This window comes from Cohnella sp. LGH (assembly GCF_017671885.1).
GTDB lineage: Bacteria > Bacillota > Bacilli > Paenibacillales > Paenibacillaceae > Cohnella > Cohnella phaseoli.
On record NZ_CP072117.1, the window covers coordinates 3,529,137 to 3,542,188 of the forward strand.

At 57.3% G+C, this 13,052-nt stretch carries 13 protein-coding genes; 2 read left to right on the top strand and 11 right to left on the bottom strand.

The window, feature by feature from the left end; genetic code table 11:
- On the top strand, positions 1-1,014 hold the full coding sequence (locus J4772_RS14985) for an ABC transporter ATP-binding protein (protein WP_209075843.1): 1,014 nt from the start codon (positions 1-3) through the stop codon (positions 1,012-1,014).
- Positions 998-2,041: an ABC transporter permease gene (locus J4772_RS14990; protein ID WP_246016887.1), complete on the top strand. Its 1,044-nt coding sequence runs from the start codon at positions 998-1,000 to the stop codon at positions 2,039-2,041. The genes J4772_RS14985 and J4772_RS14990 overlap by 17 nt, the downstream gene beginning before the upstream one ends.
- A gap of 67 nt (positions 2,042-2,108) precedes the next feature.
- On the opposite strand, the gene J4772_RS14995 is transcribed toward J4772_RS14990, so the two are convergent.
- The 11 genes from J4772_RS14995 to J4772_RS15045 all read right to left on the bottom strand — a co-directional run bounded on the left by J4772_RS14995 (position 2,109) and on the right by J4772_RS15045 (position 13,049).
- On the bottom strand, positions 2,109-2,768 hold the full coding sequence (locus tag J4772_RS14995) for a TetR/AcrR family transcriptional regulator (RefSeq protein ID WP_116064309.1): 660 nt from the start codon (positions 2,766-2,768) through the stop codon (positions 2,109-2,111).
- Between the two features lie 12 nt (positions 2,769-2,780).
- Complete coding sequence (locus J4772_RS15000; RefSeq protein WP_209075844.1) at positions 2,781-3,824, bottom strand: ABC transporter permease; 1,044 nt, start codon at positions 3,822-3,824, stop codon at positions 2,781-2,783.
- Complete coding sequence (locus J4772_RS15005; RefSeq protein ID WP_209075845.1) at positions 3,821-4,546, bottom strand: ABC transporter ATP-binding protein; 726 nt, start codon at positions 4,544-4,546, stop codon at positions 3,821-3,823. Before J4772_RS15005 ends, J4772_RS15000 begins: the two co-directional genes overlap by 4 nt.
- A 108-nt stretch (positions 4,547-4,654) precedes the next feature.
- A complete protein-coding gene (locus tag J4772_RS15010; RefSeq protein WP_209075846.1) occupies positions 4,655-5,614 on the bottom strand; it encodes a hypothetical protein in 960 nt (319 codons plus the stop codon).
- Positions 5,589-6,125, bottom strand: coding sequence for an RNA polymerase sigma factor (locus tag J4772_RS15015; protein WP_209075847.1), 537 nt, complete (start codon positions 6,123-6,125; stop codon positions 5,589-5,591). Before J4772_RS15015 ends, J4772_RS15010 begins: the two co-directional genes overlap by 26 nt.
- Before the next feature lie 106 nt (positions 6,126-6,231).
- The gene (locus tag J4772_RS15020) at positions 6,232-7,287 is read right to left on the bottom strand and encodes an HD-GYP domain-containing protein (protein ID WP_116064314.1); all 1,056 of its coding nucleotides are present in this window, start codon (positions 7,285-7,287) and stop codon (positions 6,232-6,234) included.
- Positions 7,288-7,305: 18 nt separating this feature from the next.
- Positions 7,306-7,677: a response regulator gene (locus J4772_RS15025; protein WP_116064315.1), complete on the bottom strand. Its 372-nt coding sequence runs from the start codon at positions 7,675-7,677 to the stop codon at positions 7,306-7,308.
- The gene (locus J4772_RS15030) at positions 7,677-10,067 is read right to left on the bottom strand and encodes a response regulator (protein ID WP_209075848.1); all 2,391 of its coding nucleotides are present in this window, start codon (positions 10,065-10,067) and stop codon (positions 7,677-7,679) included. The genes J4772_RS15025 and J4772_RS15030 overlap by 1 nt, the downstream gene beginning before the upstream one ends.
- A 251-nt stretch (positions 10,068-10,318) precedes the next feature.
- Positions 10,319-10,519 carry a twin-arginine translocase TatA/TatE family subunit gene (tatA, locus tag J4772_RS15035; RefSeq protein WP_116064317.1) on the bottom strand — a complete coding sequence of 67 codons (201 nt, stop codon included), beginning with the start codon at positions 10,517-10,519 and terminating at the stop codon, positions 10,319-10,321.
- A gap of 44 nt (positions 10,520-10,563) precedes the next feature.
- Complete coding sequence (gene tatC / locus J4772_RS15040) at positions 10,564-11,331, bottom strand: twin-arginine translocase subunit TatC (protein WP_209075849.1); 768 nt, start codon at positions 11,329-11,331, stop codon at positions 10,564-10,566.
- A complete protein-coding gene (locus J4772_RS15045) occupies positions 11,328-13,049 on the bottom strand; it encodes a GMC family oxidoreductase (RefSeq protein ID WP_209075850.1) in 1,722 nt (573 codons plus the stop codon). Before J4772_RS15045 ends, tatC begins: the two co-directional genes overlap by 4 nt.
- Between the last annotated feature and the right edge of the window lie 3 nt (positions 13,050-13,052).

Consider the following 13,052-nt stretch of genomic DNA (forward strand, 5'->3'; position numbering starts at 1 on the left):
GTGACTACGATCGAAGCGGCGGAACCGGTCATTCAGCTTAAAAACCTGTCGAAAACGTACGGCGACTTTACCGCTGTCGACCGTCTGAATCTGAACATCTATCCGGGAGAAATTTACGGCCTGCTCGGCCCTAACGGCGCCGGTAAAACGACGACCATCCTGATGATGCTCGGCCTCACGGAGCCCGCCTCGGGAGAGGCGCTCGTATGCGGCCTTGACGCGACCCGAAATCCAATGCAGGTCAAGCGCAAAGTCGGATACATGCCGGACGACGTCGGATTTTACGAGGATCGGTCGGCGCTTGACAATCTCGTCTATACGGCGAGGTTGAATCGTATCCCCGAGGCCGAGGCGCGGAGCCGCGCACTGCTGCTGCTTGAGCGGGTCGGATTGGCGGAGGTCGCGCTCAAGCGGACCGGCACTTTCTCGCGCGGGATGCGTCAACGGCTCGGATTGGCCGACGTGTTGATCAAAAATCCGCAGGTGATCATCCTCGACGAGCCGACGCTCGGCATCGACCCCGAAGGGGTGCGCGAGCTGCTTGCGCTCATTCGCGATCTGAGCCGCAACGAGGGGATAACCGTGCTGCTGTCGTCCCATCATCTGCATCAGGTGCAGCAAATTTGCGACCGCGTCGGCTTGTTCGTTCAGGGCAGGCTGATTGCCTCCGGAGATATCGATACGTTGTCGCGGCAGCTTGACGGAGCGCCGACGTATCGAATCGAGCTGGACGTCCTGCCGTGGAATGAATCGCTTGAGACCGCATTGCGAGGCGTAGACGGCGTAACGGACGTGCAGCTCACACCCGGCGGAGGTCTCTCGGACAGCAACAGCCCGAACGCCGAGCTGGCGACCGTTGTCGTCTCCGGAACGGAGGACACGACCGCCGGGCTGACGAAGGCTGTCATCGACGCCGGCGCATCCCTGTTCGGCGTGCGCCCTCTTCGCTACGGGCTGGACGACATTTATCATCGTTATTTCGAAGGAGGCGAGTCGCGTGAGCGTCTGGGTTAACAAATTGCGGGGAACGGCGGGCAAGACGGGCGCGGCGGAGGGCAAAACATCCGTCTCCTCCGGCGCGCCGCGCACCGCAAGCCCGTTCTGGGTCATGGTGCAGAAGGAGTTCGGAGACCATATTCGCAGCTGGCGGTTCGTCATCCTGCTCGGCATTGTCACCTTGGCCTGCATCGGCTCGCTCTACACGGCCGTCACGGCGCTGAAGGACGGAGCGCAGACGTCCGGCGGCGACGCCAATTTCCTGTTCCTGAGCATGTTCACGGTATCTTCAAGCGGCCTGCCGAACTTCCTGACGTTCCTCTCCTTTCTGGCTCCGCTGATCGGCATCGCCATCGGCTTTGACGCGGTCAATTCGGAGCGGAGCAAGGGAACGCTCAGCCGGGTGATGTCGCAGCCGGTTCATCGCGATGATTTCCTCGTCGCCAAGTTCGTTGCCGGTCTGCTGCTGATTGCCGTCGTCGTCTTCTCGCTCGGTTTTCTTGTCATGGGTACGGGCCTGTACACGATCGGCTATCCGCCGACTCCCGAGGAATTCGGCCGCGTTATCGTGATGCTGCTCATAACGACCGTCTACGTCGGTCTATGGCTGAACCTGTCGCTGCTGTTCTCGGTCAGGTTCAAGCAGGCGGCGACGTCCGCGCTTAGCGGCATCGCGGTATGGATTTTCTTTCTCGTGTTCTACGGCATGATCGTCAACCTGATCGGCAATGCGCTCACGCCGAGCGATCCGAACGACGTGCAAGGTTATATGGACGCGCAAAATCTGCTCACGCTGCTGTCGCGGATTTCCCCGGCTCACCTGTTCCAGGAGGCAGCCTCGACGCTGCTGCTGCCGGACGTGCGCACGCTGAATCCGTTCGTGACACAGGAGCAGGCATACCTCGCCATCTCGACGCCGCTGTCGTTCGGGCAGAGCACGCTGCTCGTCTGGCCGCATATCGTGGCGCTGATCGCCGAAACCTCGCTATCGTTCGCCGCGACCTATCTGCTGTTCATGCGGCAGGAGATTCGTTCGCGCTCTTGATACGATGTAAAAGGAAACAGCCCAAGTCGGCCGGCTTCCCCGCCGCCGTCTTGGGCTGTTCCTCATTTTAGCGAAGCGACTCGATGCCCCGCATAATAAAACCGACAACAAGATCCGCTTCCTCCTCGTCGCTGCCGGGCGGCTCCTCCGGGGCCAATGCAAAGCGCAGCACAAATCTGCTGAAAATAAAGGGGAAGATCAGTTGCAGCAGCCGTTCGTTCGGCAGCTCGGGCAACTCCCCCTTCGCCTTGAAATGATCGATCGCCTGAAACAGATAACCGACTAGCTCGCGGTTGATATGCCCCATCAGCTCGCTGCGCAGCTCATCACGGTAGACGAATTCCTTGACGACAACGCGAAATATCTCCTTGTTCTCCCTTAGAAAACGCAGCCGATTCAAAAACATGACGCGAAGAAATTGCTCCAAGCGGTCGTGTTTGGCCGGATGAACCTCCTCGAACACCTCCTGCGCGATCGCCGGAAGCGACTCCTTCAGAAACGGCACGATCATCGCCAGCAGCAGATTTTCCTTCGTGCCGTAATGGCGGAAAATCGTCCCTTCCGCAACTCCGGAATGCTTGGCGATCTCGCTTGTCGACGTATTGGCGTACCCCTTCTCCGCGAACAGCGCAATGGCGCTCTGCACAATGCGCTGCTGTTTGGCCGTCTCCTTCTTCGACTGCTTGGCGGAAGCGATCATTCGATCAAAAATACTGTTGGAAGACATACACTCATTCCTTTACTTACGGTATTTCTTCAGCGCAAATACGTTCAGGGCGATAAAGACGGCGGCGAATGCGGCCAACACAAGCAAATTGGACACGATGTCTCCGATGCCCTCGCCCCGATACATGACGCCCGTCAACGCGTCTCCCGCGTAATAGAGCGGCATTACGACCGCCAGCGCCTGCAGCCAGTCCGCCATCCCGTCCAGCGGCAGGATACCCGCGAAAAAAACTTGCGGAATGACGACGACCGGAATAAACTGCACCATCTGAAATTCCGACGAAGCGAACGTGGACAGCAAAATGCCGAGCGACAGCGCAACGAGCGCGACGAGCAGATTCACGAGCAGAACGTTCCAGATCGAGCCCGCCAGCGGAATGTCGAGCACGTTCACCGCGTACACGACGACGATCACCGTCTGGATGACGGCGAAAATGCCGTATCCGGCCAAGTAACCGGTCAACACTTCTCCTCTGCGGATCGGCGTGGACAGCAGCCGCTCCAGCGTACCGGTCGTGCGCTCTCTGAGCAGTCCGATGCCAGAAATAAGAAAGACGAAAAAGAAAACGAAAAACCCGACAAGAATCGGACTAAGCACATCGAAAAACGACGACTCCGGACCTCCGAAAATATAGCTCGTTTCGATCTCCGACTGGCCGGCCGCCTCCATCGGAAGTCCGAGACCGGCCAGCGACTGCAGCGCGGCGATCTGTCCAATCTTCATCCGCAGTGCCTTCGCCTGCGTCGGATCCGCATTTTCCAGCGTCAGGGCGGGACGGCCGCCATCCACCGTCAACACGGCATCCAGATTGTGCTCCTCGATTGTTCCGGCGGAAGCGTCGGACACCGGCACAACGACGATTCCCGCCTTCTCCAGTCCCTGAAGAGCAGAGTCCCCATGAACGATCCCCAGTCTCGGCTCGTTCGCCTCTCCTCCGTTCAGTATATAATACATCAGCGTTAATACAAGCAGCGGCGCAACGAATAGTAGCGCCAGCGTTCGCTTGTCCCTGACCATCTGACGGCAAATTCTGGCGATCAGCGCTCTCGTTCTCATCGGCCCGAGCCTCCCGCCGCCAGAAATACGCCTTCTAAATTGTCCACCTTGTACTGCGCCAACAGCTCCTGCGGCGTTCCCGAAGCGAGAATGCGACCGTCGCGAACCAATGCAAGGTAATCGCATCTGGCCGCTTCGTCCATGACGTGCGTCGTAACGACGATCGTCTTCCCCTCTTCCCGCTTTAACCGCAGCAGCTCGTTCCAGATCGACACGCGAAGCTGGGGATCGATGCCAACCGTCGGTTCGTCCAGAATGAGCAGACGCGGGTTCTGAATAAGGGCGACGGCGAGCGACAGTCTCCGTTTCATTCCCCCGGAATAGGCGGACACTCGCTTGCCCAGCTCCCCCGCCAGGTTGACCAACCCCGCCGCATATTGGATCCTCTCTTTTCTTGCTTCCTTGCCCAGCTTGAACAAGGAGGCGAAAAACTTCAAATTCTCTTCACCCGTCAGTTCCGTGTAGAGCGCATCGGATTGCGCCATGTAGCCGATGTCCTGAAGCAGCTTCAGATTCGGCATGGCTTGGCCCAGTACGTTCACCGCTCCCGTATCGGCGCGCTCCATGCCGACCAGCATTTTGACCAGCGTCGTCTTCCCCGCTCCCGACGGACCGATCAAACCGTAAATCTGGCCTTGCCGCATTTGCAGCGACACGTCCTGAAGCACCGTCTTCTTGCCGTAGCTTTTGCCGACTTGTTCCACCTGAACGGCAATCCCCATATGCTCAGCCTCCGCCCCTCAATAAAAGCGAGTGTTTACTCACATTTTAGAACCGGAATGAGCCGGTTGTCAATCAAAAGCTGCAACAATGCCGGACATTAGCACTGGCTAAGAACGCACTTCAACAACCGTTTTCTCTCCGAGAACCTCAATCCGCCACTCGCCCGGGGCGTCGAAGATCAGGCTGCCGGAATATTCGGTAACCGGAACGAGGCCATCCGACTGCACATATTCCTCTGTTTTGACGAAATGAAGTCTGCGCGCCTCGCCGGTTCGTCCGACAGGCTGAACGATAACGTCCAGCGTATCCGCCAGATCGTGCCCGTTAACGGTCAAAGTCGTCTCCGTCGAACCCGCCTTCGTATCGTCCTTCGACAAGAGGAAGCTGGAGGATTCCGTATGGATGTACTCATCCTTCACGTGAATGACGATTGAACCGTACGGCTCCCCGTCGATTTCAACGTCGATTCGCCACGTCCCTTTACTCGGGAATTTGTTGAACCGCGTGACCATATGAGCATCGGCGCCATAGATCGGACCTGACAGCTTCGTTTCGTTAACCAGAAATTGTTTGCCTGTGGAGAGATCGACCCCGGTGGCGACCAGCGTAGCGCCGTTTAATCGCTGGGGATCGCCCCAGACGTACCAAAATATTTTGGACAATGCGCGACCCGAATTCGCAACGAAGTTCCCCCAATACTCGGAATACGCAATTTTCCCTTGTATCCCTCTTAGCCGGTCCGGATAAACGACGCTCCCATCCTTATCCAGCAAGTCGAACAGCGGGCTGAACTCTACGGTATGCATGACGGCGGGGCGCGACCCGAAGAGCCCGTCGGCCGCGCGATTAACAACCCCGGAGAGCAGCCCCCAGACGATCAACGCCGCGACAGCCGGAATGGCCAGCAGCGCATAGCGCCATGTCCTTCGCTTTCGCTTGGCGGTCCCTCGTTCCGCCTCCTCTCTAAGAGCTTGCAAAATCGCTTGCTCCGCTGCCGGCTCGAGCGGTCTTCGCGGCAGTTCCTTGAGCAGCTCGATCCGGCTATCTCCGTTCGATCTTTTCTGCATGTTCAACGCCTCCTTCCAGCGCTCCGTGAATGCTTCTTGCTTTGCGGATCGCGCGATGCAGCGTCACGTCGACTTGCGCCGTCGTCCAGCCGAGCACCTCCGCCGTCTCGGCCGCGGACAGCTGCTGCATGATGCGCAGCAGCAATACGTCTCTGTACGTCCGCTTCAGCTTCATGACCGTTCGGTACATATCCGCGACGTCCTGACGATGGATCGCCAAATCCTCCGGAGTCGCTTCCGAAGCCTTTCGTTCGCCGAGCAGCCGCAGCGGCAGCAGTCTGCTTCTTCGCCGGTTTCGGTACTCGTCGATTGCGACTCTCCGGGCGATCGAGATTAGCCATGTTTTCGGATTGGCCCGCTCCTGAAACTTTCGACTTCCTTTAAGCGCCTTGACGAAAACCTCCTGCACCAGATCCTCCGCTTGACTCCGTCCCGTGTAATACACGAGAAAATGATGAATGTCCGAACCGTATGTTGTAAACCACTGTTCGATTCGCGCTTTGTCGTCCATGGCTGCTCCTCCTCTCCCAAACGGCTCACTGCTCATAGATTAGACGACCGGGCGCCCGTTTCCTTACATTTCGATGAAAAAAAAGCGGCCGGATCGGCCGCTAAGGTTAGGATGATAGCTCGATAAGTTGATGGAGATCGCATTCGCGGAACAGCTCCACGAACGTGTCGACGATTTGCGGATCGAAGTGAACGCCACGCTGACGAACGATTTCCTCCAGCGTCTCCTGCGGCGTCCAAGCCCGTTTGTACGGACGCTCGTGCGTAAGCGCGTCGTAGAAGTCGGCTAAAGCGACGATTCGCGCCTCGATCGGAATTCCCTCTCCGGCCAAGCCCTCGGGATAACCGGACCCGTCCCATTTCTCGTGGTGGGACAGCGCAATGACGCGAGCCAATTGCAAAATATTGAAATAGCTGCCTTCGAGAATGTCCGCGCCGATCGTCGTATGCGTCTTCATCCGCTCGAATTCGTGGGGCTCGAAGCGGCCGGGCTTAAGCAAAATATCGTCGGGAATGCCGATCTTGCCGATATCGTGCAGCGGCGCCGCCCTGCGGATCAGATCGACGTCCTTGTCCGGGAACCCCAGCCGCCGGGCGATTAGGGCCGATAGCTCGCCGACTCTCTGCGTATGCTGACCGGTCATATCGTCGCGATATTCCGCCGCCCGCCCGAGGAGCAGAATCATCTCCAGCCGGGCTTTGCTAAGCTCCATCGTCCGCTCTTCCACCTTCTCTTCCAGCGTTCGATTGTGCTCCTGCAGCTGCAGATGCAGCTGTCTCGTCTGAAGCAGGTTGCGTATGCGCAGCACAACTTCCGTCCGATCGTACGGCTTGGCGAGAAAATCGTTGACTCCGGCCTGGAGTCCCTGCTGCTTCACTTCGGACGTCGTGTCCGCGGTCAGCATGAGAACCGGCAAGTACTGGTCTTTGCCTACCTGCTCGCGGATTCGCCTCAGCACCTCCAGACCGTCCATTCCGGGCATATGCAGATCAAGCAGGACGATGTCCGGCTCGACTTCTGCAACCATGCGCTGCACCTCAAGCGGATCGAGCGTACTATGTATGCGGCGAAACCCCGCACGGGTCAATATGCGCTCCAGCAAGCTTACATTATACTCTTGATCGTCAACGATCAATATTTTCGCGTCTGAGCTGGCCTCCATGGGCGCACGCACTCCATTCTATTCTGTCTTGATCAGGGCCGCTTCGATCTTGCCGAGCAGCCGCGGAAGTTCGACCGGCTTCGTATCGAAGTCGTCGCATCCGGCCTCGTAGGCTTTTTTCTCGTCTCCCGACATCGCATGGGCCGTCAGCGCGATGACCGGAATAGAGCGCGTCTTGGGGTTGCTCTTCAACGTCCGCGTCGCCTCCCAGCCGTCCATGACCGGCAGGCTCATGTCCATGAGCACGACATCCGGCAGCTCGGCGGTCGCAAGGTCGACGCCGACTTGTCCGTCTTCGGCCGTCAGGACGCGGTAGCCTTTGCGAACGAGTCTTCTGGATAACATATCCCGATTCAGCTCGTTGTCCTCCACCAGAAGAATCGTATGCATCAAACCACCTCCTGTTGATCGTTCATATACCGGCGAACTTCCGCAAGCAGCTGCTTGGGCTCGAACGAGCCTTTTTGCAGCACCCCTTTTACATAGCCGTTAAGCCTCATGCTATCTTCCGCCCCCATCGATTTCGCGGTCACGACAACGACGGGGATGGTAGACCACTCTTTATGTTTTCTAAGCTCGGCCAGAAATTGATAGCCGTCCATCTCGGGCATCATCAGGTCCAGCAAAATCAACCCCGGCATTTCGGCCGCCAACTGCTGCAGCGCAAGTCTGCCATTGCCTGCCGTTACGACGGAATAGCCGTCCTTGCCCAGCAGCTTGACCATCATCTCGCTTGTCGTCGCATCGTCTTCGACAACAAGCACGGATCTCCCTGCCGAATCCGATAAATATTTGTCGATTACGGTCACAAGCTGTTCCCGGTCCAGCGGCTTCGTCAGAAATTCCGAAGCGCCTAGCGAATAGCCAAGCGGCTTGTCGTCGGTCATCGACAGAATGATGACGGGGATGTCCCGCAGCTCGGGATCCCTCTTGAGCTCCGACAGCACACTCCAGCCGTCCATGCTGGGCATCAGAATGTCGAGGCAGATCAGCTTCGGCTTCAGTTTCCTCGTCAGCCGCAAGCCCTCCGCACCGCTCTCGGCAAACACCAGCGACCAGCCTTCGTCGACAAGATATTTCTGCATCAGCTGCCCGTTGACCGGCTCGTCGTCGATCAACAGAATGCTCGGCTGTTGATTGGCAATAAATTCGGCTTCGCCGCTCGTCTCCTCCAGCTTGTCCAACTGCAATGCCGCCTGTTGGCTTTCGCCGCCTGGCGAGAGCGGGAACCAGCAGATGAACGCGCTGCCTTCAGCGAGCTTGCTCTCCACCGCAATGTCGCCGCCAAGCAGCTCGCAGAAGCGCTGCGTGATCGCCAGACCAAGCCCCGTCCCTCCGTACTTGCGCGTCGTGGACGAGTCCGCCTGCATAAACGGCTGGAACAGCTTGGCCATCTGCTCCTCCGTCATCCCGATTCCGGAATCCGTCACGCGGATCGAATAGCCCTGAATCCCGTTTTTCTCCATACAGCGGCCCTCGATCCGAATCGTACCTTCGCTGGTAAACTTGGCGGCGTTGCTAAGCAGATTAAGCAAGATTTGGCGCAGCTTTGTAACATCGGTCGTCATGGCTGCTTCTTCCCATTGCGTCTCAAGCCGGTTGCCGTTGCTTTCAACCAGCGGCTTAACCGTGGACAGCACCTCTTGGAGCACGCCGCCAATCTCGCACGTTTCCAGATAAACATCCATTTTACCGGCTTCGATCTTGGAAATGTCGAGAACGTCGTTGATCAGCGCAAGCAAATGCTTGCCCGACTTGCCGATCTTCTCCAGATCCGCAGCGAAGGCCGGCTCTCCGAGCTCTTCCGCTTCCTCGACCAGCATCTCGCTGTAGCCGATAATCGCATTCAAAGGCGTTCTGAGCTCGTGGCTCATATTGGCCAGAAACTGGCTCTTGATCCGGTTCGCCTGTATCGCTTCGTCGTGCGCCTTCTCCAACTGCGCCGTACGTTCGCGGACAAGCTCTTCCAGGTGGTCGTTCAAGCGCTGCAGCTCCTGATTTTTAAGATGGATTTCGTGCGACTTCAGCTCAAGCTCCGAATCCTTGTGGGAAAAGCGTTTGGAGATATAGATGCCAAGCAGCGAAAGCCCGAGGGTAAACAGCGTACCTCCCGATATGAAATAAGGAAGCCGCTTCTGATCAAGCAGCAGACCGGAGGCAAGCTCCGAATGGCTGCCGATATGGAACTGCGCGGCAAACATACCCGTATAGTGCATCCCCACGATGGCGCCGCCCATAATGAGTCCGCTGCCGAGCTTTTTCCAGACCGCCCCTCTTTCGCCCCCTTTGCGAAAATAGAAAGCGAGCCATAAAGCCGCGATCGATGCGACCAGGGCGATGAGTATAGACGCCGCGAACCAGAGCGGATCGTAGGTAATATCGATCAGCATAGCCGCCATGCCGATATAATGCATAGCCGAAATGCCGGTTGCCAACAGCACCCCTCCGACTATCAGGCTTCCCGTCGTCAGTTGCTTTCGCCCTACGATCTTAAGAGCGATGTAGGAGGCAAGGATGGCAACGAGAACGGAAACGATGACAAGCGTGAGGTCGTAGGCTACGGGAACGTCTAGCGTAAACGCCAGCATCCCGACGAAGTGCATCGACCAGATGCCCATTCCCATCGCAGCGCCGCCAAACACAAGCCACACTGAACGGCTGAAGCCGGACGATTCGCTCACGCGTCCCGCCAAATCCAATACCGTATACGAAGCGACTACCGCAACGATGTAAGAAAAAACAACAAGGGCCGTGTCGTAAGAACCGTGAACATGCTGCATGCAACTACCTGCCTTTAATATGGAGTGTAAAAATGAATGCGAGACAGCTACCGAACGGCTCTCTCCATCTCTCATCGGTAAAGCTCGGAAAAGATTGAATAGCTGATAAGGCAAAAATCCCCCATAATATTCTACAATGCAAATCTGAAAGATTTCTATACAAATCGACGACGATAAAAAAGTAAAAGGGCAGCCCCTAGTCACTGAACATGACTATCGGGACTGCCCCGGCAACGGCGCAGGTCGTTTATCTAGCTTTTGGCTTTATCGATCTCGATAACGGCAGGCTTGTCCGCAAGGTCCTCGTCCACGATCCCTTTGGTGGAATTTCTGAATTCGCGCAGCGTGTCGCCGAAGGCTCTGCCAAGCTGCGGAAGCTTGGCCGGGCCGAACACGATCAAGGCGATGACCAGAATGATGATCAGCCCCGAGACGCCGATGTTGTTGAACATGGCTACACCTCCCTCCTGTGTAATCGAATAGAAACGATATGCGGTTAGACCTGACCGAGCGGGATAAGCGAGCTTCTTCGTCGGTAATATCGGACAGCGATAAACGCGCTGATCTCGAACAGTGCAATTAATGGAATCGTAACCGACAGATGCGAAGCGAAGTCCGGCGGCGAAATCAGCGTGCCGAGAATGGCCAGACCGACGTAAGAATATTTGCGCGCAGATTTGAGCTTATCCGGCGTCAATAAGCCGAGCCGCGTCAGGAACAGCATCGCCAGCGGCATCTCGAACGCGATCCCCATCGGGAGCAGGAAGCTGACAAGAAAGCTGACGTAATGGTGAATGCCGTATACCTCCGTCGCTCCGATACTCTGGTTCAGCTTCATCATAAAGCGGATCATCATCGGAATCGCAACGGCGTATCCGAATCCGACTCCCGCCACGAACAGGGCGAACGATGCCGGAACGTAGAGGAGCGTGCCCTTCGCCTCCGATTCGGTCATGCCTGGGCGAGAGAACGCCCACAAATGGTAGAGCAGCATCGGCAGCGTCAGGACAACGCCGACGAGCAGCGCGCATTTCATGTACACGACCAGACCGTCGGTAAGCGAAAATACGCTCCAATCTACCTCTACGGACCCGACATGACCCTTCACGTAACCGAGCACGCGCGGAGAAACATACAGCCCCAGGCAGAGAGAAGCGACGAACCAGGCCGCGACATAGATGAGCCGCCTGCGCAGCTCCGTCAGATGCGCGACCCATTCGGCCCCGGCGCGCTCCCCCGTCTCCCCGCCCCGAGAGGCGCTCATACGAGAGAACCGCCTTTGTTCATGTACTTCTCGATGCCCTCCGCGACTCTGTAGGCGAGCGCGCCTACCGTTGACGTCGGATTGTAGCCGCCATTGTGCGGAAAGTTGGACGCTCCGCAAATAAACACATTTTCCGCATCCCACATCTGCAAATAGCTGTTAACGACGGACGTATCCGGATCGGCGCCCATAATCGTTCCCCCGGTATTGTGCGTCGATTGGTACGGCACGATATTGTACTGTTTGATCGTATCGTTCACCGTCGTTTTCGTTCCGCCCATTTGATCGGCGATTTCCTTCGTTTTGCTCGCGATGAACTTCACCAGCTCGCGATCGTGATCGAGAAAATCGAAGGTCATTCTAATGAGAGGCAAGCCAAGCGAGTCCTTATACTCCGGATCGAGATCCAGATAGTGATAACGGTTAGGCATGCTTGCCCCTTGACCCGAAATGCCGAGGATGCGGTTGGCGTTATGGAGCGTCGCCTGTTTGAACGCCTGTCCCCATCTCGGTCCGTCCGCCGGAGCGGGTTGATACTGAATCGGGCGCAGTCCGGTCTGCGTAAACCGGATGTTCGCTCCGTGAAGGAACTTCAAGTCGCCGTGATCGAAGTTGTCGCCGTTATAATCGTCCAGACAGCTGCCTAGCGATCCGGCGCCCATCGCCAAATTGAACTCCCGGTCCTCATAATAGACGGAGCTGCCGGCCCCGTTCGTCTGATAGGCGTAGTTGCGGCCGACCGCGCCCTTTTGCGTCTTCGGATCGTACGGCTGCCCAAGCTTGGACATCAGCAATAGACGGACATTAGTGAATACGTAGCCGGCCAGCACCACGACGTCGACTGGTTGCACCGATTCCTGGCCCGTCAGCGTATTGACGTATTTGACTCCCGTCGCCTTCTTCCCGTCATGCATAATCTCCGTCACATTACAATACGTGCGCAGCTCGAACTTGCCGCTCTTCTGCGCAACCGGCAGCACGGTGACGACCGGGTCCGCCTTCGCGCCGTATTCGCAGCCGAAGCGCTCGCAGAAGCCGCAATATTGGCAGACCGCTCGTTCGATTCCGTCGGGATTCGTATAATCCTGCGACAAGTTGGCCGAAGGGATGATGTACGGGTGCAGGCCGAGCTTTGTCGCCGCGTCCGTGAACAGCTTCATCGCCGGCGTCGTTTTCATTGGCGGGGTTGGAAACGGCTTGGACATTTTCCCAAGATGCTCGGGAAGCTCGGCAGGACCCGAAATTCCCGCCATCTGCTCATACTTGACAAAATACGGCTCAAGCTGGTCGTAAGTGACGCCCCAGTCCCGGATCGTCATGTCCTGCGGAATTTTGTTTTTGCCGTAGCGTTCCGCCGTCTTCGTGTAAATTTCGAAGTCGTACGGCAGAAACCGGTAGGATTGACCGTTCCAGTGCACGCCCGCTCCGCCCACTCCATCTCCCATCAGAAACGAGCCGTAGGAACGCATCGGCAGCGCCCGCATTTTCTCCGTGTTGCGGAAAGTGACCGTCTCTTTGGACAGATCCTGCATCAGCTCATAGCGCGAGGCGTAGCGAAGCTCGTCGTGGACGTGGTAATAATCCTGCGTACTGCGGCTTTTGCCTCTTTCCAGGCCGACGACGGAAATACCCGCTTTGGTCAGCTCGGCCGCGATGATGCCGCCCACCCACCCCATGCCGACGATGACGACGGGGACTTTAGGAAGCTTGTTCGCCATAAC